Source organism: Sphingomonas sp. FW306-1B-B10E, from assembly GCF_058782005.1.
Map to the genome: position 1 here is coordinate 58,519 of NZ_JBYSXG010000002.1, position 21,219 is coordinate 79,737.

Annotated in this window: 18 protein-coding genes; 8 read left to right on the forward strand and 10 right to left on the reverse strand. The window is 67.0% G+C overall.

Translation table 11 applies throughout. The features are described 5' to 3' along the window. Window positions 1–55: 55 nt before the first annotated feature. Window positions 56–1,264 (reverse strand): pyridoxal-dependent decarboxylase, exosortase A system-associated, encoded by a 1,209-nt coding sequence (locus AC3WJI_RS01325; protein ID WP_492755427.1) that lies wholly within the window; start codon window positions 1,262–1,264, stop codon window positions 56–58. Next, window positions 1,261–2,862: an acyl-CoA ligase (AMP-forming), exosortase A system-associated gene (locus tag AC3WJI_RS01330; protein WP_492755428.1), complete on the reverse strand. Its 1,602-nt coding sequence runs from the start codon at window positions 2,860–2,862 to the stop codon at window positions 1,261–1,263. The genes AC3WJI_RS01325 and AC3WJI_RS01330 overlap by 4 nt, the downstream gene beginning before the upstream one ends. Window positions 2,863–3,310: 448 nt before the next feature. Between AC3WJI_RS01330 and AC3WJI_RS01335 the strand changes: the two genes are divergently transcribed. From AC3WJI_RS01335 to AC3WJI_RS01345, 3 genes are read left to right on the forward strand one after another with little or no spacing between them, the layout of a single operon-like run. After that, window positions 3,311–3,538 carry a phosphopantetheine-binding protein gene (locus AC3WJI_RS01335; RefSeq protein WP_492755429.1) on the forward strand — a complete coding sequence of 76 codons (228 nt, stop codon included), beginning with the start codon at window positions 3,311–3,313 and terminating at the stop codon, window positions 3,536–3,538. Beyond that, on the forward strand, window positions 3,535–4,170 hold the full coding sequence (locus AC3WJI_RS01340) for a hypothetical protein (RefSeq protein WP_492755430.1): 636 nt from the start codon (window positions 3,535–3,537) through the stop codon (window positions 4,168–4,170). Before AC3WJI_RS01335 ends, AC3WJI_RS01340 begins: the two co-directional genes overlap by 4 nt. Then, window positions 4,158–4,946 (forward strand): hydrolase 1, exosortase A system-associated, encoded by a 789-nt coding sequence (locus AC3WJI_RS01345; protein WP_492755431.1) that lies wholly within the window; start codon window positions 4,158–4,160, stop codon window positions 4,944–4,946. Before AC3WJI_RS01340 ends, AC3WJI_RS01345 begins: the two co-directional genes overlap by 13 nt. A gap of 23 nt (window positions 4,947–4,969) precedes the next feature. Here AC3WJI_RS01345 and trxB read toward each other — a convergent pair whose 3' ends face one another. From trxB to AC3WJI_RS01380, 7 genes are all read right to left on the reverse strand, one after another. Further along, window positions 4,970–5,941, reverse strand: a complete 972-nt coding sequence (trxB, locus tag AC3WJI_RS01350; RefSeq protein WP_492755432.1) for a thioredoxin-disulfide reductase — start codon at window positions 5,939–5,941, stop codon at window positions 4,970–4,972. Window positions 5,942–6,063: 122 nt separating this feature from the next. Then, window positions 6,064–7,311 (reverse strand): adenosylmethionine--8-amino-7-oxononanoate transaminase, encoded by a 1,248-nt coding sequence (locus tag AC3WJI_RS01355; RefSeq protein WP_492755433.1) that lies wholly within the window; start codon window positions 7,309–7,311, stop codon window positions 6,064–6,066. Then, entirely contained in the window at window positions 7,308–7,937 is a 630-nt protein-coding gene (gene bioD / locus AC3WJI_RS01360; RefSeq protein ID WP_492755434.1) for a dethiobiotin synthase, read from the reverse strand. The genes AC3WJI_RS01355 and bioD overlap by 4 nt, the downstream gene beginning before the upstream one ends. Then, window positions 7,934–9,055, reverse strand: coding sequence for an 8-amino-7-oxononanoate synthase (locus AC3WJI_RS01365; protein ID WP_492755542.1), 1,122 nt, complete (start codon window positions 9,053–9,055; stop codon window positions 7,934–7,936). The genes bioD and AC3WJI_RS01365 overlap by 4 nt, the downstream gene beginning before the upstream one ends. Beyond that, on the reverse strand, window positions 9,052–10,833 hold the full coding sequence (locus AC3WJI_RS01370; protein WP_492755435.1) for a DUF885 domain-containing protein: 1,782 nt from the start codon (window positions 10,831–10,833) through the stop codon (window positions 9,052–9,054). The genes AC3WJI_RS01365 and AC3WJI_RS01370 overlap by 4 nt, the downstream gene beginning before the upstream one ends. A gap of 175 nt (window positions 10,834–11,008) precedes the next feature. Then, window positions 11,009–11,797 (reverse strand): 3-keto-disaccharide hydrolase, encoded by a 789-nt coding sequence (locus AC3WJI_RS01375; protein ID WP_492755436.1) that lies wholly within the window; start codon window positions 11,795–11,797, stop codon window positions 11,009–11,011. Then, entirely contained in the window at window positions 11,785–13,200 is a 1,416-nt protein-coding gene (locus AC3WJI_RS01380; protein WP_492755437.1) for a Gfo/Idh/MocA family oxidoreductase, read from the reverse strand. Before AC3WJI_RS01380 ends, AC3WJI_RS01375 begins: the two co-directional genes overlap by 13 nt. A gap of 244 nt (window positions 13,201–13,444) precedes the next feature. On the opposite strand from AC3WJI_RS01380, the gene AC3WJI_RS01385 reads away from it, so the two are divergent. Next, window positions 13,445–16,177 (forward strand): TonB-dependent receptor, encoded by a 2,733-nt coding sequence (locus tag AC3WJI_RS01385; protein ID WP_492755438.1) that lies wholly within the window; start codon window positions 13,445–13,447, stop codon window positions 16,175–16,177. Further along, window positions 16,177–17,322 carry a glycoside hydrolase family 76 protein gene (locus AC3WJI_RS01390; protein WP_492755439.1) on the forward strand — a complete coding sequence of 382 codons (1,146 nt, stop codon included), beginning with the start codon at window positions 16,177–16,179 and terminating at the stop codon, window positions 17,320–17,322. Before AC3WJI_RS01385 ends, AC3WJI_RS01390 begins: the two co-directional genes overlap by 1 nt. A gap of 47 nt (window positions 17,323–17,369) precedes the next feature. On the opposite strand, the gene AC3WJI_RS01395 is transcribed toward AC3WJI_RS01390, so the two are convergent. Next, complete coding sequence (locus tag AC3WJI_RS01395) at window positions 17,370–18,212, reverse strand: helix-turn-helix transcriptional regulator (RefSeq protein WP_492755543.1); 843 nt, start codon at window positions 18,210–18,212, stop codon at window positions 17,370–17,372. Window positions 18,213–18,308: 96 nt separating this feature from the next. On the opposite strand from AC3WJI_RS01395, the gene AC3WJI_RS01400 reads away from it, so the two are divergent. The 3 genes from AC3WJI_RS01400 (at window position 18,309) to AC3WJI_RS01410 (ending at window position 21,062) form a co-directional block, all read left to right on the forward strand. Then, on the forward strand, window positions 18,309–19,214 hold the full coding sequence (locus AC3WJI_RS01400) for an SDR family oxidoreductase (RefSeq protein WP_492755440.1): 906 nt from the start codon (window positions 18,309–18,311) through the stop codon (window positions 19,212–19,214). Between the two features lie 48 nt (window positions 19,215–19,262). Further along, on the forward strand, window positions 19,263–20,441 hold the full coding sequence (locus AC3WJI_RS01405) for a winged helix-turn-helix domain-containing protein (protein ID WP_492755441.1): 1,179 nt from the start codon (window positions 19,263–19,265) through the stop codon (window positions 20,439–20,441). Window positions 20,442–20,681: 240 nt separating this feature from the next. Beyond that, window positions 20,682–21,062: a hypothetical protein gene (locus tag AC3WJI_RS01410; RefSeq protein ID WP_492755442.1), complete on the forward strand. Its 381-nt coding sequence runs from the start codon at window positions 20,682–20,684 to the stop codon at window positions 21,060–21,062. Window positions 21,063–21,219: the final 157 nt, after the last annotated feature.

The following is a 21,219-nucleotide window of genomic DNA, read 5'->3' on the forward strand; positions in this document are numbered from 1 at the left end:
GCCGCTCCCCCGCCTGGATCAGGGCCAGCTATGGTCTTGAGAGGTAAAGATAGCGTTAGGCGTTGCCCGAACCGGCCGGCGTGCCGACCAGCAGCTCGCGCGCCGGCGGGTGGCCGAGGAACGCCGCCGGGCTCGCGCTGGCGCCGTACGCGCCGGAAGCGAAAATCGCGATGACGTCACCCACATCGGCTCGGGGCAGCGACACGCGGTCGGCGAGCCGGTCTAGCGGCGTGCAGAGCGGTCCGACGATCGTCACAACCTCCTCCGCGGGATCCTGCATCCGGTGCGCGACCGCAAGTGGATAGTTGCGGCGAACCACCGTCCCGAAATTGCCGGTAGCGGCAAGATGATGGTTGAGCCCCCCGTCGACGACCAGGAAAGTCTCCCCCTGGCTTACCTTGCGATCGACGACCCGGGCGAGATACACGCCCGCCTCGCCTACCAGCCAACGCCCAAGCTCGATCGCATATTGGGTGTCGAACTTGTCGAGCTCCCCCGCCAAAGCCGCGCCGATCGCCTCGACGTCGAGCGGCGTATCTCCGGGAAAATAGGGAATCCCGAACCCGCCGCCGAGATTGACGAGCGGCGGCGCGCGGCGCGCTTCCTCGGCGATCCGCGCCGCGAGCATCACTGTCGCCGCCTGAGTCTCGATCACCGCCTGGGTGTCGAGCGACTGCGAGCCGGCATAGATATGCAGCCCGCGCCACTCCGCACCGCCGAGGATCAGCCGCTTGACCAAGCCAGCGACATGCGCCGCCTCGACACCGAAGGGCGAGGCGCGCCCGCCCATCTTCATCCCTGATCCGCGCAGCTCGAAATCCGGGTTGACCCGCACCGCTAGCCGCGGCAGCATCCCCAGCATCCCGCCGATCGCCAGTGCGCGCTGCCCCTCCGCTTCGGACTCGATATTGAGGGTGACCCCGGCGCGTATCGCGAGTTCGATCTCTGCGTCGCGCTTGCCCGGCCCGGCGAAGCTGATCGCGTCTGCCGCCATGACGTCGAGCGCCTTGTCCATCTCACCTGCCGAGGCGACGTCAAGGCCGTCGACCAAAGGCGCGATCGCCGTGAGCAAGGCCGGCAAGGGGTTAGCCTTGATTGCATAATGCACCGCCACCTGGCGTGGCAGCGCCGCCCGCAACCGCGCGATCCGCGCTGCCACGATGCTGAGATCATAGACGTAAGCAGGCGTGGCCTCGTTTCGCCAGGGCAGCGCATCGAGGTCGCGAAATTCAGGCGGGATAGGGCCAAAAGGCTTGGGGGTCACAACCCGCCTCCGCCCGTTCGGCCTGAGCCTGTCGAAGGCCCGCTCGTCTCTTGTCCACCGCTCACGGGGAAGGGCGGCGCTTCGACAGGCTCAGCGCGAACGGATGTTAGGGAAGCCTTCAAAGCCGCTCGATCCAGCTTGCCGTTCGCATTTCGCGGCAACGCCCCTCGCCACTCATAGCACGCCGGCTGCATGAAGCTCGGCAGCTCGCGCCGAAGCCGCGCGCGCAGATCTTCCTCGCGGCTGCCGTCGCCGCGCGCCACCACCACGATGGCCTGCCCTAGCCGCTCGTCCGTCACCCCGAATGCGGCCGCCTCGACCACTTCGCCGCCGCTCAGCACCGCATCCTCGATTTCGGTCGGGCTGATCCGGTTGCCAGCGCTCTTGATCATCTCGTCGTCGCGCCCGACGAAACGCAGTAGGCCATCGGCATCCTCGACCACCGTATCTCCCGACCACACCGCCATGCTGCCGCTTGTGGCGAATTCGGGCGCCGGACGAAAGCGCTGCGCGGTGCGCTCGGCATCGTGCCAATAGCCCTGCGCCACCAGCGGCCCCGCATGGACCAGTTCGCCCGCCTCGCCCGCCGCCGCACGGCTGCCGTCCGGCCGCACCACGAGGATCTCGGCAAACGGTATCGCCCGTCCAATCGATTCGGGATGCGCATCGACCAGCGCGGGTTCGAGGAAGGTCGAGCGAAATGCCTCGGTAAGTCCGTACATCGGATAGAGATCGGCCTGCGGAAACTGCACACGGAGCCCACGCACCATCCGGGGCGTCAGCGCCCCACCCGAGTTGGTCAGCCGCTTCAGCCGTGCCGCGGTCTCCGCCGGCCAATCGGCTTCGAGAAGCTGTACCCAGAGCGGCGGCACGCCGGCCAGGCTGGTGACGTCATGACGCTCGACCGCCTTCACCACGTCGCGTGCGGTGAGGTAATCGAGCGGGACCACGCGCCCCCCCGCAGCCCAGGTCGAGAACAATTGATTCTGCCCGTAGTCGAAACTGAGCGGTAACACGCCGAGCACGCCATCTTCAGAACCAATATGAAGGTAATGCGCTACGCTGATGGCACCCAGCCACAAATTGGCGTGGCTGAGCATCACGCCTTTCGGCCGCCCGGTCGAGCCTGAGGTATAGAGGATCGCCGCAAGCATATCCGGATCGACGGCCGAAGGCTGCAGCGCATCGCCCGAGACCAGCTCTTCTTCGACGACGATCCGGCAATCCGCGGGCACGTCCCCGGGTTCGAGCGCCGCGATCCGGGCGACCTGGGTTACCAGCACGCGCGCACCACTATCGGCCAGGATGTGCGCGACCTGCGCACGCTTGAGCACAGGGTTGATCGGCACATGCACCACTCCTGCGCGCGGCGCCGCCAGCGGCATCAGGCACGCCGTGCGCGTTTTGGGTAGCCAGGTCGCGACGCGATCGCCTGGGGCCAGCTCCTGCCTGGTCAGCCAGTGTGCGATCGTGCCGACGCGCACCTCCAACTCGGCGTAGGTCAGCGTTCCCGCACGATCTTCGAGCGCCACCGCATCGGCTGCGCCTCGCGCGGGCAGGGTGTCGATGGGTCTAGGAACGGGATCGAGCGCAATCATCGCGGTTGACCTTAGGGTCCGTGCTGAATGCCCACAACGGCCGTGATCGCCCGGAGACGGGCGCTGGCAAGGAAGCTCGCGCAGCGCGGGCTGATGGCCCGTGCAAGTGAGCTGACGCAGTCCAGCGTTCGTCTCCGGGCGACCGCGAAGCGGCGGGATGAGCAGGTCGTCGTGCCTCCCAGGCACGACTGAAACTGCCGGGGGCAGTTTCACCTGCTCATTTTGGCGCACAGCCACGTTACTCGTCGGTCACGATGACATCGCATCGCTCCCTCCTCGTTCCTCCCTGTGCACCAAAATCGGCTCCGTCCCGGCCATTGCGGGTATTCAGCACGGACCCTGGCCTTGGCAGCGCACCCGCCAAGCCTTAGGGCAACGAAAAATCGCTGGCAGGGGATAGGCATTGCAGCGCGAAGGGTTCGCAGAGGTTGAAGCAGCAGTTCGCGGCGTGCTCCGCGACGTGCTGGGATTGAGCGAGGAACGCGCCACAGCGTTTCACGAGGATACGCCGCTGTTCGGTGCATTGCCCGAACTGGATTCGCTTGCGGTGGCGGGCGTGCTCACCGAGATCGAGGACCGGCTTGGCATCCTGATCGAAGACGACGAAGTCGATGGCGAAATGCTCGAAAGCTTCGGCGCGCTCACCCGCTTCGCGGCCGACAAGGCGCTCGGTTGATCGATCGATATGATTGGGCCGGCGGGCGCGAGGCGATGCTTCGCTTCGGTCCCGCCACCGGTTCGGTCGTCGTCGCGGCGCTTCCCTTGTTCGAGGAGGCCAATCGCACCCGCGCCTTCGTGGTGGCCATCTTGCGTGCGCTGGCCGAGCGGGGGATCGCAGGCGCGCTTCCCGATCTACCCGGCCAGGGCGAAAGCCTCGTCCCCACCGATGCGGTCCGCCTTGCCACGCTGCGCGATGCCTTTGCCGCCGCAGTGCGCCATATCGGCAGACCCGCCACCGCCATCGGCATCCGCAGCGGTGCGCTGCTCGACGCTACCGCAATGCTGGTTGGCCGCTGGCATCTGGCGCCGAGCACCGGCCCCGAACTGCTCCGCGAACTCGAACGGCTGCGCCGGGCGAGCGGCGACTATGCCGGCAATCCGGTCTCGCCGGTCCTGCTCGGCGAGTTGCAGACCGCCGGTATCGCCGCGCAACGCCGCACCGTCCGCCTCGAAAGCGACACCCGCCCCGCCGACCGCCATGTGCCCGGCGCTCCACTCTGGCGGCGCTCGGAGCCCGCCAATGATCGCCTCCTCGCAAAGCGCCTCGCCGACGACATCGCCGCCTGGGTCCGCACATGCGAAGGCTGATCGAATTCCCCTGTGCCGACGAAACCTTGCTCGGTACGCTCGACGAAGCACCGGGTACCACCGGCCTGCTGATCGTCTCGGGCGGCAACGAGATCCGCGTCGGCGCGCATCGCGGTATGGCCTTGCTCGCTCAGCGCGTCGCCGAAGCCGGCCGCCCCGTATTCCGCTTCGATCGCCGCGGCATCGGCGATTCGACCGGTGACAATCGCGGGTTCGAGAGCAGCGCCGAAGACATCGCCGCCGCCGCCGCAATCTTCCGCGCTGAAACCGGCGTCACTCGGATCACAGCCTACGGCAATTGCGACGCCGCCACCGCGCTCGCTTTCTTCCACGCCCCGGCCGACATCGACGCCCTGGTCCTCGCCAACCCCTGGCTGATCGAGCCGACCGACGATCTGCCTCCCGCCGCCGCCATCCGCGCGCACTATGCCGAGCGCCTGCGCGACCCCGCAGTATGGTTGCGCCTCGCGCGCGGCGGCGTGGATATTCGTAAGTTATTCAGTGGTTTGATGAAAGTCTTTCGCACAAAATATGAACGACCGACAGACCTCCCCGCCCGCCTCTCCGCGGCATTAGGCCAGGCGCAGATCCCGATCACGATCCTGCTCGCGAAGCGCGACAACACCGCGATCACCTTCGCCCATGCTTATGCCGGCCAATCGTTCGCCGAGGCCCGCGCCCGGGCCAGCCTCGTCGAGCGCGACAGCGCCAGCCACAGCTTCGCGTCGCAGTCGGACAAGGACTGGCTGTTCGAGGAAGTCTGCGCCCGCCTGTAGGCGATGTTCGCCACGTTCCGGCGCTACTCCGCCGCTTCGGCGACCTGCTCGAAATCCGCCTCGGCGAGGAAGCGCTCGGCGTCCAGCGCGGCCATGCAGCCGGTGCCCGCCGCGGTGATCGCCTGGCGATAATGCTTGTCCATCACGTCGCCGCAGGCGAACACGCCGGGCACGTTGGTGCGCGTGGTGCCTTTCTCGACGGCGATATAGCCGTCTTCGTCGAGGGCGATGTGCCCGCGGAACAATTCGGTCGCGGGATGATGGCCGATTGCGACGAATCCGCCATCGACGTCGATCGTCGAAAGCTCGCCGGTCACGGTGTCCTTGAGTTCGATCCCGACCAGCCCGGTCACGCCGCCGCCGTCGATGAAGCGCTCGACCTTCTTGTTCCACAAAGTCGAGATCCGCTCATTGGCGAACAGCCGCTGCTGAAGGATCTTTTCGGCGCGCAGCCCGTCGCGGCGGTGGATCAGGGTCACGTCGTGGCTGTGATTGGTGAGGTACAAGGCCTCCTCGACCGCGGTATTGCCGCCGCCGATCACCGCGACCTTCTTGCCGCGGAAGAAGAAGCCGTCGCAGGTCGCGCAGGCGCTGACGCCCTTGCCCTTGAGCAGTTCCTCCGAATCGAGCCCGAGCCAGCGCGCCTGCGCACCCGTCGCGATCACCAGCGTGTCGCCGACATAGACGGTGCCGCTATCGCCGACCATGCGGAATGGCCGCTGGCTGACATCGACCTCGACGATCGTGTCCCACAGCATCTGCGCGCCGACATGCTCGGCCTGCGCCTGCATCTCCTGCATCAGCCACGGACCCTGGATCACCTCGCGGAAGCCGGGATAATTCTCGACATCGGTGGTGGTCATCAGCTGCCCGCCGGGCTGGATGCCCTGCACTACGATCGGCGCGAGCCCGGCTCGCGCGCCATAGATGGCGGCCGAGAGCCCGGCCGGCCCCGAACCGAGGATCAGCATGCGGGTTGAGTGGGTGGCGGTCATTCGTATCTTCCGGTTGCGAGCGGCCATCTAGTGGGTCGCGCGTCTCGGAGGCAACATGGGTAGTGGCCGAGGCACCGCAATGGCTGTGGAAAACAGCAAGGCTTCGCCGCGCCCAAGACCGGTTATCCGTCGCTCTCCAGATAGGCGTGGAGGACCGCATAGACAGTGTCGAGGTCATCGCCGATGCAATAAGGCGGCATGACGTAGACGGTGTTGCCCAATGGGCGGATCAGCACGCCGCGCTCGCGGCTGAACGCGGTCAGCCGCGGCGCGACCGAGGAGAGATAGCCGCCCGTCGGCGCCTCGACCTCGAAGGCGGTGATCGTCCCCAATTGCCGCGCATCGGCAACCTTGGGATGCTCCGCGATCGCACCGAGCAGTTGCCGCTGACGCGCCGCCAGCGCGGCGATCCGCTCCGCCACCGGCTCGTCGCGCCAGATCGCGAGGTTGCCGTTCGCCGCAGCGCAGGCGATCGGATTGGCGGTGTAGCTCGACGAATGGAAGAACATCCGCGCGCGGTCGCTCGAAACATGCGCGTCGAAGATCTCGCCGGTGGCCAGCGTCACCGCGAGCGGCACCGCGCCGCCGGTCAGGCCCTTCGACAGGCACAGGATATCGGGCACAATCCCCGCCTGCTCGCAGGCCAGCAGGGTGCCGGTCCGTCCCCAGCCGGTCATCACTTCGTCGGCGATGAATAGCACATTGTGCCGGGCGCAGATCGCGCGCATCTCGGCGAGCACGGCAGGCGCATAGATCTTCATGCCGCCCGCCCCCAGGATCAGCGGCTCGACGATCAGCGCCGCCGGTGCCGCGCGACACTGCGCCTCGAGCGCGTCGAGCGTCGCCTGTTCGGCGCCGGCTGCGGGGAACGGAATGGTCGCGACGTCGAACAGCAGCGGCGCATAAGGCTGGTTGAACACGCCGCGCGCGCCGACCGACATCGCACCGATCGTGTCGCCGTGATAGCTATGCTCCATCACGACGATGCCGTGCCGCGCCGCGCCGCGATTGGCCCAGAGGCCGAGCGCCATCTTGAGCGCCACCTCGACGCTGGTCGAGCCGCTGTCGGAGAAGAACACATGCGCCAGCGGATCGGGCATCATCGCGACCAGCGCAGCGGCGAGCGTCTCGGCGGGCGCGTGGGTGTAGCCGGCGAAGATGATCTGATCGAGCGTGGCGGCCTGTTCGGCGATCGCCGCCGCGATGCGCGGATGGGCGTGACCGTGCGTCGTCACCCACCAGGACGAGATCGCATCGATGATGCGCGCGCCGTCCTGCGTATAGAGCGCCGCACCCTCGGTCCGCGCGATCAGCGGGATCGGCTCGCTTAGTCCATGCTGAGTGAACGGATGCCAGACCGGGGAACTCACGCGGCGAAATCCGCGATCCGGAGCCCCGCGGCGAATGCCTGTGCCAGGCTCGCGTGGTCGAGCGGGTCGAGCCGCGGCAGACGCCCGAGACGGCGCACCCCGCCGATCTGGGCGATCACCGACTCGCTGTCCTCGTTCGCGTCGCCGACAAAGGCGATGCCGAGGATCGCGATGCCGCGCGCGCGCAACGCCTCGATCGACATCAGGCTGTGGTTGATCGTGCCGAGCGCGGTTCGCGCGACGAGCACCACCGGCAATTGCCAGCGCGCGAACAGGTCGGCGTAAAGCAGCTCGCGCGTGATGGGAACGAGCACGCCCCCTGCCCCTTCGATCACCAGCGGCCGGTCGCACGCTGGCGGCATCAGCTTCGCCGCGTCGATCGCCACGCCATCGATCTCGGCAGCGCGGTGCGGCGAGCAGGGCGTACGTAGCCGATAGGCCTCGGGCAGGATGCGATCGAAGGGAAGCCCCGACAGGGCCGCGACAGTCCCACTGTCCGAGCCGTCGTCCAGCCCCGCCTGGATCGGCTTCCAATAGGCGCCGTCCAATGCTCCGGCGAGGCCCGCGGCGAACACGGTCTTGCCAATATCGGTATCGGTGCCGGTCACGACGATCGCGCGGCTCATGCCAGCGCCTCGGCAAGCGCGTGGATGTCACGGGCCTCGATATTGAGGGTCAGCGATATCCGCAGCCGCGCCGTCCCCGCCGGGACGGTCGGCGGCCGGATCCCCCGCACGTCGAACCCCGCGGCCTGGAGCGCGGCGGCGCGGCGCATCGTCGCGGAGTCGTCGCCGATCACCAGGGGCAGGATCTGCGAACCCGTCGCCGCCACGCCATGCGGCGCCAGCACCTCCTCTGCCGTCCGGATCAGCGCGTGCAGCCGCGCGCGGCGCTCGGGCTCGTCAGCGAGGATGCGTAGCGCCTCGCGCACTGCCGCAGCGATCAGCGGCGATGGCGCAGTGGAGAAGATGAACGCTCGCCCCCGGTTGACGAGGAAGTCGCGCATCACCTGCGGTCCGCACAGTAATGCGCCTTCGCAGCCGAGCGCCTTGCCACAGGTGTGAAGCGTGATCACCGCCTCGCGCTCCGCGAGCGCCGCTGCCAGCCCGCGGCCATCGGGTCCGAATACCCCGGTAGCGTGCGCTTCGTCGATCAGCAGGACGGCGTCATACTGCTCGGCGAGCGCCGCTAGGGCGTCCAGCGGCGCCTGGTCTCCGTCCATGCTGTACAGGCTCTCGACCGCAATCCAGACCCGGCCCGTGCCCCCTGCGCGCCGCCACGCGGCGATGGCCTCGGCAAAGGCAGCGACGTCATTGTGCCGGGCCATGCGTACTTCGGCGCGGCCGAGCCGCATCCCCTCATGCGCGCTTGCATGGATCAGCGCGTCGTGGACGACGAGGTCGCCACGCTGGGGCAGGGTCGACAGCAATGCCGCGTTCGCGGCGTAGCCGCTCGAGAAGAACAATGCCGCCTCGCTGCCGAAGAAGTGCGCCGCCTCGGCCTCGAGCGCTTCGTGCTCGGCATGGTTGCCGCGCAGCAGGCGCGATCCACCCGACCCGATCGGCACGCCCCGCGCGATCGCCTCGGTGATCGAAGCAGCCAGGCGCGGCGACCCGGTGAGCGCGAGATAATCGTTAGAGGCAAAGTCGCGCCCCGCGCGTGCGACCAGCCCGCGCGCGCGTCCCTGCGCGACGAGGCTCGACAGATCCTGGTGATGCGCGGCGAAGCGGGCGGACAAGGTCAGGTTCGCTTGGAGGCTATCCAGCGATCGATCTTCTGCTCGAGGATGTTCATCGGCAGCGAACCCGTCATCAGCACCTGCGCGTGGAATTCCTTGAGGTCGAACTTGCTGCCCAGTGCCTTCTCCGCCTTGGCGCGCAGTTCGAGGATCTTGAGCTGGCCGATCTTGTAGGCGAGCGCCTGCCCGGGCATCGCGATATAGCGCTCGACTTCGCTGGTCGCGTCGGTCTTTCCCATCGAGCTGTTGTCGAGCATGTATTTGATCGCCTGGTCGCGGGTCCAGCCCTTGGCGTGGATTCCCGAATCGACCACCAGCCGCATCGCGCGCAGCATCTCGTCGTTGAGCCCGCCGAAGCGCTGGTACGGATCGGTCTCCATGCCGAGCTCGTCCCACAAGGTCTCGGCGTAGAGCGCCCAGCCCTCGACATAAGCGGTGTTGCCGCCGAAGCGCATGAAGTTGGGCAGCGCCTCGTTTTCCTGCGCGAGGCTGATCTGGAAATGGTGTCCCGGCGCGGCCTCGTGTAAATACAGCGTCTCCGCGCCCCAGGTCGATCGCGACGGCAGGTCGTAGGTGTTGTAATAGAACACCCCGGGGCGCGAGCCGTCCGGCGCGCCCGGGTTGTACGAGCCTGCCGCATCGGTCTTCTCGCGATAATCGGGTACCGGACGGATCTCGAGCGGGGTCTTGGGCAGGGTGGAGAAGATCTCCCCGACCCGCGCGTCGACGCGCTTGCCGATCGCATAATATTCGTCGCGCAGCGCTTCCTTGCTCGCCGGGCGGAACTTGGCGTCGGTGCGCAGATATTCGAAGAATTCGGGAAGCGTGCCCTTGAACCCGGCCTGGTCCTTGACCGTCTCCATCTCGCGGTGGATCCGCGCGACTTCGCTGAGGCCGAGGCGGTGGACATCGTCGGCGGAGAGCGGCAGAGTCGTGTTCTGCTCGATCAGATAGCTATAGAGCTTGGCCCCGCCCTTCATATGGACCAGGCCGACTCCGTCGCGCGCCGCGGGCAGATATTCCTTGGCGAGGAAGTCGCGAAGCCGCTGATAGGCCGGGCGGATCTCGTCACGGATGACCGCGGCGGTCTCGGAGCGCAACTTCGCCTGCTCGGCCGCGGGGACATCGGCCGGAAACGCCTTGAGCGGCGCATAGAAGGTCGATCCCTCGACACCCTGCGCCAGCTGAAGGTCGAGCTGGTCGATCACGTTGCGGACGACGAGCTTGGGCTGGACGATGCCTGCTGCCATTCCCTGGCGGAATCGCAGGATCGCCTGGTCGATATACCATGCATAACGATGATGACGGCTAATGCTGTCGCGATAATCCTTCGCCGTCTTGAATGGCGCCACGCCTTGGCCCGATGCGAGATCGGGATAGAAAGTGTGAATGCCGGTGAAATGGTCGATCGGCCGCACCGCCGTCAGCGACAGCAACTCGGGCTTCAGGGCGCGAAGCGCGAGTTGGGTCTGCCACTTGAAGATATCATAGGCGAGCTGATCGGTGGTCGAGAGCGCGGCGCGATCGATCCGCGCGAGCGCCGCCAGATCCTTTTTGCCCGCCGCACGCTCGCCATTGAAATAGGCGTCGGTGATATTGTCGCCGAGCTGGTCGGCATAGCGCATGTCGCCTCGGAACAGCGCGTTGATCGGATTGCGGCGAAGATTGTCCTCGTCGCTTTGCTTGAATAGCGCCTGCAGCGCCGCCGAGGCCTTGGCCTGTGCATCGGCGGAAGGAGCGGTCGTGGGACGCGCGGCCGGCGAAACCGGGCTCGCGACGGCCATGCCGCCGGAAAGAAGCGCCGCTACCGCGGCAAGCAGAAATGGAGCGCGCAAGACGATACCTCGCAAGACAACAGTGCGCACCGATGCGACGCCCGGCGACCGCTGGCAAGCCCTGCGCGGATAGCTTTTCTCCCGCCACAGGATTTGCCAACTTCAACCGTGGATGCGGATCAACTCACTTCAGTTCGCGCAACCAGATCGAGCGGAAGCTGATCGCCGGGCTGGGATCGCCATGGTCCTGGAGCTTGATCGGCGCCGGGCCGTGCGCGGTGTAGCGCGGCGTGCCGATATAGACGGTCTCGCCCTTGAGCGCGACATGGTCCTGGACGAGCACGCCGTTCACCAGCACGGTCGCATAAGCCGGGCTGGTCAGCGAGCCGTCGGCGGCGAAGACCGGCGCGGTCCACAGCACGTCGTAGCTCTGCCACTCGCCGGGCGCGCGAACCGGGTTCGCCAGCGGCGCGAACTGCTTGTAGATCGCGCCCGCCTGGCCGTTGACATAGGTCTTGTTGCGAAAGCTATCCATGATCTGCAGCTCGTAACCGGCGTCGCCGTCGCCGGTCGATGCGAGGAACAGCCCGCTATTGCCGCGCGCCTGGCCCTCGCCGGTGATGTTGGCCGGGACCCGCCATTCGAGGTGCAGCTGATAGTTGCGGAACTTGCGCCGCGTCTCGATGTTGCCAGTGCCCTTGCGCACCGTCAGCACGCCGTCGGCCACCGTCCAGCGCGCCTGAGACTTGTCCTTGGTCGAGACCCATTCGCTAAGGTTCTTGCCGTCGAACAGCACCACGGCATCGGACGGCGGCGCGACCGTAACGGCCGGCCCCGGAGTGACGACGGGAACTTCGGGCGCCCAGACTTCGGTGTCCTGCGGACGGGCCTGGGGCGTGGTCTGGACGACGGAGGCACCATTGGTGCCGAGCAGAGCCACGGCGGCGGCGGCGGCGAAGATCATATTGCCCATCCCTTGCGATACTCCCGGTCCAGAAAGCGGTTGGCGTCAGGCACGTTGGTGACTCGCCCCGCATTGCCGTCATACTCTATCGGCTGATCCGCACGCATCGCAACCATGCCGAGGATCATCGTCTCGTTGAGAGGCACCGCGGTGGCAAAGGGCGACGAAATCCTCTCCTCGCCGCGGATCGCCCGGATCCAGTTCATCTCGTGCCCCTCGCGTCCGCCCTGGATCCGCGGCAGCGACACCGGCAGCGCCGCGGCACGCGCCTCGGTACCGGCGCCGATCAGCACCGGCTTCTCGCCATAGGTGTCGTGCATCAGCATGCCGCGCTCGCCGATATAGAGCACGCCGCCATCGGGGTTCATTCGCGCGGTAGCCGGCATCGCCACCGGCGTCGGCGGCATCAGCCCACCGTCATACCAGGTCATCGTGATCGGTCCGCCCTTGGCATGGCCGAACTGATAGGTGGTGATGTTGGCGAGCGGATAGCTGCCGAGATCGGCGGGCGGCTTGCCGTCCCAGATGTCGTCATCGCCGCCCCAGCGGCTGTGCCGCGTCTCGATCCGCGTCGGCAGGCCAGGCTCGAGCGCCCAGACCGGGAAGTCGATCAGGTGCGCGCCCATGTCGCCCAGCGAGCCGATCCCGAACGGCACCCAGCCCCGCCAGTTGAAATGGGCATAATCGGGATGATAGCCCCAATCCACCGCCGCCGGCCCGCGCCACAGATCCCAATCGAGGGTCGCCGGCTTCGCCACCGCGGCGGGACGCGCCTCGCCCTGCGGCCAGACAGGCCGGTTGGTCCAGGCATGGACCTCGCGCACCCGGCCGATGACGCCGCCGCGGATCAGCTCGACCACCCGCCGGCCGTCGTCGCCCGAATGGCCCTGATTGCCCATCTGGGTGACCAGCTTGGGATTGCGGCGCGCGAGATCGAGCAGCACCCGGCCTTCGCGTACCGTATAGGTCAGCGGCTTCTGCACATAGACGTGGAGCCCGCGCTCCATCGCGGTCTTGGCGGCGATCGCGTGGTGGTGGTCGGGAGTCGCGATCAGGACCGCGTCGATGTCCTTGCGGCTGTCGAGCATGCGGCGATAGTCGGCGAACCTGGCGGCGCGATCATAAGCCTGCTTGAGCGGCAGCCGGTCGGCGCGCGCCGCGCCCTTGCCGTCAACGAACGCCTTGGCGACATGCGCGAAGTCGACATCGGCGAGCGCGACGATGTTCTGGCTGGTGAGCTTGGTCATGTTCTGCGCGCCCATGCCGCCCGCGCCGATCACCGCGAGGTTGACCCGGTCGCTCGGCGCGATGCGGCGTGCCGAGGCCTGGCCCGGCAGTGCGAGAACGCCGACAGTAGCCGCCGCGCCGCGCATCCAATCGCGCCGGGTGAGGTCGAGTCGCTTGTCCGTCATCTAATCATCCTCCCTATTCGGGTCGCCTGAGGCGACCGTTGGACCTTGCTTTTTCCCGGCGATGTCGGACTTCCAAGAAGCCTCGAACGATCACCTTTGCCAGCGATAGTTTTCGATCCATGGCCGACTTCAAACGGTCCGCCGCAAATAATAAACGAAGTTGTTTTACTTTTCCATCGTCCAGCTAGACCTCTGCACAACGCGCCTGCCGAAACGAGCAAGGCGCGAGGCGAGGAGAGAGAGTATGCGTACCCCGAGGGGCATCTGGCTGTCGGCTGCGTCGAGCCTGACGATCGTCTTCGCGCCACCCGCGCTGAGTCAGACAACACCACCCGACCCGCAGCCCGCCGAAGCCGCCCCAGCGAATCAAGATGACATCGTCGTCACCGGTTTTCGCCGCAGCCTGCAGAGCGCGCAGGCGCTCAAGCGCGATTCGGACCAGATCGTCGATGCGGTGGTGGCGGAGGACATCGGCAAACTGCCCGACAACAATGCCTCGGAAGCGCTGGCGCGCATCACCGGCGTCCAGGTCAATCGCAGCAGCGACGAGGCCGGCGGCGTCCAGGTGCGCGGCCTGCCCAACCTGACCACCACCTATAATGGCCGCGAGGTATTCACCGCCGAGTTACGCAACGTCGCGCTCCAGGACTTCCCCGCCGGTGCGCTGGCCGGGTTGGAGGTCTACAAGTCGACCACTGCCGATCTGATCGAGGGCGGCATCGCCGGTCTGATCAACGTCCGCTCGCGCCGCCCGTTCGATTTCCAGGGTTTCCAGATCGCCGGCGCCGTCCGCGCCACTTATGCGGACCAGGCGCAGACGGTGGATCCCAACGTCAACCTGCTGGTTACCGATCGCTGGGAAACCGGGATCGGCGATATCGGCGCTTTGATCAATTTCTCCTACACCCAGATCCACTATCTGACCTCGTCGCGCTTTATCAACGGCAACATAGTCGCGCCGCGCGCCGAGCAAGCGGTGGCCGGCGCGCGTGACTTCGTCTTGCCCGAATCGGCGGGGGTCTATTACGATCGCGGCAAGCGCTGGCGCCCCTCGATCAACGGCGCGCTGCAGTGGCGCCCGGCCCCCAACCTCGAATTCTACGTCGAGGGGCTGTGGCAGGCAGCGCGCACCAATGTCGAGAACGACTTTGTCGGCGTCGACACGGTCAACGGCAATCCCGCGCTCAGCAACATCGTCCGCGATCCCGATGCGCCGGGCCAGCTCGCCAGCCTGACCGTCACGCCCAATTTCGCCGCCGGCGAGGATATCGACTTCTCGCGCAGCACCCGCGCCGGGCGCACCAACACCTATCAGGCGGCCATCGGCGGGCGTTGGGAGATCGACGATCGCGCCACCCTGACCACCGACCTCGCCTATACGGATACCAACGCGGTCTATACCGATCATAATATCGACTTCGCGCCGGCGACCGGCCAGTCGGCGGACATCGTGTTCGACGTCCCCGGCGGCGATGGCGGACCGCAGCTCTCGATCCCCGGCTTCGACGCGCTCAAACCCGACAATTTCATCCTGCGGGGCCTCTGGGACCGCCGCTCTTACGCCGGCGGCAGGGGCGTACAGTGGCGCACCGATCTCAAGCTCAAGACCGAGCTGCCGGTCATCACCCAATTCGACTTCGGCTTCCGCTTCACCGATCGTGATGCGCGGCTGCGCAGCGGCGGCCGCTATGCGACGCTTCGCCCGCTCGGCATTCCGCTCTCGGCCATCCCAGGTGACGGCGGGCCGATCGATCCGGGCTTCCGCGGCAGCGGCGATGCGCAGCCTTTCCGTCAATGGTATGCGCCGACGCGCGACGCGATCTTCGACAATATCAACGCGATCCGCGACTTGGCGCGCGCCGGTTTGGCGCAAATCGGTACGCCGGACGCGCTGTCGCAGCTCGCCGCTTATGGTACAGAGATCCCGGCCTATATCGCCAACGAGCAATTCGACGCGACCGAGCGCTCCTATGCCGTCTACGGCCAGGTCCATTACGACACGCGGATCGGATCGCTGCCGATCGACGGCGTGATTGGGGCACGCATCGTCAACACCGCAACCGAGGCGACGGGCACCGGGCTGGTCAATGGCGTGCCGACCCCGGCGACGTCGCACCAGAATTACGTAGACATATTGCCTAGCGCCACCTTCCGCGCACATCTTACCGACAAGCTTCAGCTGCGCCTGTCGGCCACCGAGACGCGCACCCGGCCCGAGTTCAACCAGCTCAGCCCGGCGCTGACGATCAATCTCAATTCGACGCCGCTGACCGGCAGCAGCGGCAATATCGGGCTGCAGCCGATCCAGTCGTCCAACTACGATCTGTCGCTCGAATGGTATTTCACGCGAACCGGTTCACTAACCGGCGCGCTCTTCCGCCGCGACGTGCGGGGCTTCATCACCAACCTCAACGTGCCGGTGAACGATCCGGTCTATGGGCAGGTGCTGGTCAACCGGCCCGAGAATGGCGGGCGCGGGAGGTTGCAGGGCGCCGAGGTGGCATTCCAGACCTTCTTCGACTTCCTGCCCGGCTGGCTCAGCGGCTTCGGCACCCAGCTCAACGCCACCTATATCGACGCATCGCAGTCGCTGCCGGCGGCGTTCGGCGAGGCCGGCCAGGACACCGACATCCCGGGCGTCTCCAAATGGAGCTTCAACGCGGTCGGCATCTACGAGAAGGGACCGGTATCGGCACGCCTGGCGTATAACTGGCGGTCGAAGGTCACCAATTTCTTCGCTACCGACTCGCAAGGCCAGCTGATCGGGGCCGAGTTCAACCGGCCGATCGAGCGGCTCGATTTCTCGTTGGCGGTCACGCCGATCGAGGCAGTGACGCTGACCTTCGATGTAAGCAACATCACCGGCTCGCCGTTCCGCGCGCTGCGTGAATCGCCCGACCAGGCCGGGCCGGGCTATCCCCGCGACGTCCGCTACGACAGCCGAGTCTTCGCGCTCGGCGCGCGGTTCCGCTTCTGATGCACGCGCTGTCGCGGCGCAGCTTCGCCACGGGAGCGGCGCTTGCCACTTTGCTCCCCGCCGCCTGCCGCGCCGCGGCGCCCGTCTCCCGCGCCGAAAGCTGGCGCGCGGCGATGGAGCGCGGCTTCGCGCTGGGTGACGGTACCGGCCTCTATCGCGAATATGCGCCAGCCCGCGCGGAAGACGCCAAATACGCGACCGAATGGCCGTTCTCGCAAGCGCATATCGCCTATCTCGACCTGGTCATGGCCGACGCCGCGGGTGCGCGCCGTTACGCCGCGGCGCTCGCCAAGGTCCGCGCGGCGCAGCAGCTTTACTGGGCGAACACGAGCACCACCGGGCGGCCAGGCTATCTGGCTCGGGTCGTCCCGCCGCTCGGCAAGGGCGACGATCTTTATTATGACGACAATCTCTGGGTCGCGCTCGCTGACGTGCAGCACCACCGTTTCCGCGGCGACCTGGCCTCGCTCGAACGCGCCAAGGCGGTGTTTGAACTGATCCGCTCGGGCTGGTCGACCGATGCCGCCCTGCCCTCTCCCGGCGGCGTGCGCTGGACGCAAAAGGCGGACAATGGCGACCGCAACACCGTCTCCAACATGCCTGCCGCGCAATTGGGCCTGCGGCTGCATCAGATCACCGGCGAACGCGCCTATCTCGACGACGCGCTCCGCTTTTACCGCTGGACCAACGCCGTGCTCCAGCGGCCCGACGGGCTCTATCACGATCATCTCAAGACCGACGGCACCGTTGAGAAGACCGTCTGGACCTATAATCAGGGCGTGCCGATCGGCGTGAATGTCTTACTCTGGCGCGCGACACGCGAGGCGGGCTACCTTGGCGAGGCCAAGAGGATCGCCGCGGCGAGCAGCGCGCGCTTCAGGGTCGAGCAGCTGGACGGACAGCCGCCCCCGTTCAACGCGATCTATTTCAAGAACCTGTTGCTGCTCGACGACGCAACCGGCGAGCGGCGCCATCTCGCGGCGATGCGGGCCTATGCCGATCATATGTGGCAGCACCGTCGCGACGCATCGAGCGGGCTGTGCATGCCCCGCGAAGGCAGGGCCGAACTGATCGACACCGCAGCGATGGTGCAGATCGAGGCCGTCCTGAACTGGGCTCCATCGCAATGGGGAACGCTCTACTAGAGCAAGAAATCTTCTTCGCCTCAAGTGAGCCTACAAGCGGCGGTAGCCTATTCCGCGAGACCCGTATCCCTCGACGCCACGAGCAGTTCGATCCGGCGCGCCGTTTCCGTCGAGGCCGGGTTGTAGACGATCATGCCCAGATCAGGCCGGCCTTCGACCGCGAAGGACGAGAATTCGAGTTCGATCAGGCCATGCTCCGGATGCTGGAGCCGCTTGAGTCCGTCCGCCTTGCCGGCGACGTCGTTATCGCGCCACAAGGCCTCGAACTCCGGGCTCAGCCGCGACAATTCCTCGACCAGCCGCGTGATTTCCGCCGCGGCGCCGGCGCGTACCGCATCGGCCCGGAATGCGCCCACGACATAGCGCGCGACGTTCAGCCAATCCGCCTGCGCCGCCTTGACCCGCGAGTTGGTGAACATCAGGCGCAGGATGTTGCGCTGCGCGCGCGGGAGCTTGCCATAGTCGGTCAGCACCGCCGCCGCCGCGGCATTCCAGGCAATTACGTCCCAGGTCGCCGTCTTGATGATCGCCGGACTGATCGGCAGCGCATCCAGCACCCGCTGGAGCCGCGGCGTGACTTCGTCTGAGCCGCGATATTTGGCTTGCGGCGGTCGCCCGAGACCGAGCACGAAGAGATGCTCGCGCTCCGGTTCGGTCAGCATCAATCCGGTGGCGATGCGATCGAGAACGTCGGAGGACGGCGCGCCGCCCCTGCCCTGCTCCAGCCAGGTATACCAAGTGGGCGAGATATTGGCGCGCTGGGCGACCTCCTCGCGGCGCAAGCCCGGGGTGCGGCGGCGGCCGGCGCTCAGGCCGAGCGCAGACGGATCCAGGCGCGACCGCCGATCGCGCAGGAAGGTCCCAAGTGCATTCGCCTGCGTGTCCACCAGCGCGGTCCTGTTGATGATTATACCATGATAAAGTCACTACTTTAACAGGATCACATCTAGGCCGTAATGCGCTTGCGGACAATCTCGGAGACACCCATGCGCGTATTCCTGACAGGTGCGACCGGCTTTATCGGCTCGCGCATCCTTCCCGAGCTTCTGGCGGCCGGCCATCAAGTAGTGGGGCTGACCCGTTCCGACTCCGGTGCGCGTGCCCTGGCGGCGGCAGGTGCCGCACCGCATCGCGGAACGCTGGAGGATCTCGACAGCCTGCGCGCCGGCGCCGAACGCGCCGATGCCGTGATCCACACTGCCTTCGATCACGACTTCACCAATTTCGTCGCGAATTGCGAGAAGGACCGGCGCGTCGTCACCGCTTTGGGATCGGTGCTGCGAGGCTCTCACCGGCCACTTCTGATCACCTCCGGCGTGGCGATCGGCGACCCGGGCGATGGCGGGCCGGCGCTCGAATCGGTGTTCAACACCGATCACCCGATCCCACGCATCGCCTCCGAACAGGCCGGCAATGCGCTGCTCGACGCGGGCGTCGACGTGCGCGTGGTGCGCCTGCCGCAGGTGCACGACCCGGTCAAGCAGGGCCTCATCTCGCCCCTCATCGAGAATGCCCGCGCGAAGGGATCGGTGGCCTATATTGGTGACGGCGCCAACCGCTGGTCGGCGGGGCATGTGCGCGACGTCGCCAAGTTCTACGTCCTGGCGTTAGACCGCGGAAGCAAGGGCGCACGCTATCATGCCGTTGCCGAACCGGGGGTACCTACGCGCGAGATCGCCGAGGTGGTTGCCGCCGGCCTGGGACTGCCGGCCATATCGTTGTCCGCGGCCGAGGCGCCTGCTTATTTCGGATGGCTGGCGATCTTCGCCGGTCTCGACATGATCGCCTCCAGCGATTGGACCCGGGCGCAGCTCGGCTGGGAGCCGACCGGCCCCGGACTGATCGCCGACCTGCAGGCGATGGACTATTCGGCGGCTGCCACCGCTGGTTAGGGCGTCCAGGGTTGACGCTCCCCTCCCGCAACCGCCAAGCAGCAGCCGGTGTCGACGTCCCTGTCCCTCAAAGACGCGCGAAAGATCGCGCTCGCAGCCCAGGGCTTTGGCGTCCGCCACCCCCAACGGCCGACCAGCGCGCATCTGCGGAAGACGCTCGATCGCCTGGGGCTCTTTCAGATCGACAGCGTCAACGTCCTGACGCGCGCGCACTATCTGCCCGCTTTCTCGCGGCTGGGCGCCTATGATCGCGGCTTGCTCGAGCGCGACGCCTGGGGCCCGGCGCGCCAGCGGCGAATGTTCGAATATTGGGCGCACGAAGCATCGTTGCTGCCGCTCGACGCCCATCCGTTGCTGCGTTGGCGGATGGCCCGCGCCGAACGCGGCGAGATCGGATATCAGGCCCTGCGGCGATTTGCCGGGGAAGGCCGGGCCGAAGCGCAGGCGATACTCGATCGGATCACGGCGGAGGGTCCGATGGCGGCCGCGGATTTCGAGAACGGGTCGAGCAAGAGCGGCTGGTGGGATTGGAGTCAGGCCAAGCACGCGCTCGAATGGCTGTTCTGGTCGGGCAAGATCACCACCGCTACCCGCCGCAACAGCTTCGCGCGGGTCTATGACCTGCCCGAGCGGGTGCTGCCCGGCGCCATCCTCGACCTGCCGACGCCCGATCCGTCGAGCGCGCAACGCGGGTTGATCGAACGGAGCGCCCAAGCGCTCGGGGTGGCGACCGCCAGTGACTTGCGCGACTATTATCGGCTGAAGCCGGACGAAGCGGATCACGCGATCACTGCCGAGGCGGAATCGGGCACCCTGGTCCCCGTCCGCGTCGAAGGCTGGAGCATGAAGGCCTGGATGCATCGCGACGCGCACCTGCCGCGCCGCATCCACGGCGCGGCACTGCTCGCCCCGTTCGATCCGCTCGTCTGGGAGCGCAGCCGCACCGAACGCCTGTTCGGGTTCCGCTACCGCATCGAGATCTATGTACCGCAGGAGAAGCGCGCCCACGGCTATTACGTCCTCCCCTTCCTGATGGACGGCGCGCTGGTCGCCCGGGTTGATCTCAAGGCCGACCGCCAGGCGGGTCTTCTCCTCGCGCACCGCGTAACGCTCGAGCGCGGCGCCCCCACTGAGACCGTGGAGCGTCTGACGATCGAGCTCGACCGAATGGCGGCTTGGCTGGGGCTGGACGGCGTTCGGGTCGGCGAGATCGTCGCGCCCTCCTGACGGCGCGTTCTGGCAGGGCGCGGAACGTAAATCGGCGCACCGAGGTTCAGGTCCCAGCTGCAGTACGCTGGAGACGATCATGCAAACGGGACCCGCTTTTCCTTCCCTGTCGAAACGGAACGAGCGCCGTCGATTGGCCGCGCAAGCCAAGCGGCTGGAAGCCCGGTCCTGCCCGTGCTGCCAAGCAAAGGCAGGCGGCGAGAACGATGCCGAAGCGGAGCCCGGTCACCGCGCCCGACAATGACGGCACGCGTAGCTGAGCCGCGCCGTGTCGGCGGTCATCCCGCCACACCCGACGGACGCTATTTCGTCGTGCGCGGCCGCCTGTGGCGCCTGGCGAACCCGGCGCTGCCGCCCGCCGAGCGCGAAAGACTCACCAAGGAGTTGATGGCGGCGCGGCGGGCGGTCGGGGACGCCTCGCGCCGCCAGGACCGAGGCGCGGAAGCGCTCGCCAGGGCAGCCGTGGACCAGACGAAGCGTGCGTTGGGGGAACGCGGGCCGGTGTGGTGGGACGACGGCACGCCGGATCTCAATCGGCATATGGTCCGCAACACGCCTTATGCCGATTGGTTCGCCCTGCTGGAACCTGCCCGAGACGCGCCGGCGGCCGACAAGGGCTAATCGTTTCCTCCACGCAATAAAATCGACGCATATCTGAAGGCGGAGTGTCGCAAATCCCGACTAGCGGGACCCCCAACAGCATCCGCTGCCAAGGGGGATTTCAAAAATGCCAATTCGTTCCGGACGGCCGCGCGCGGCCCTGTCTTCGCACAAGCGC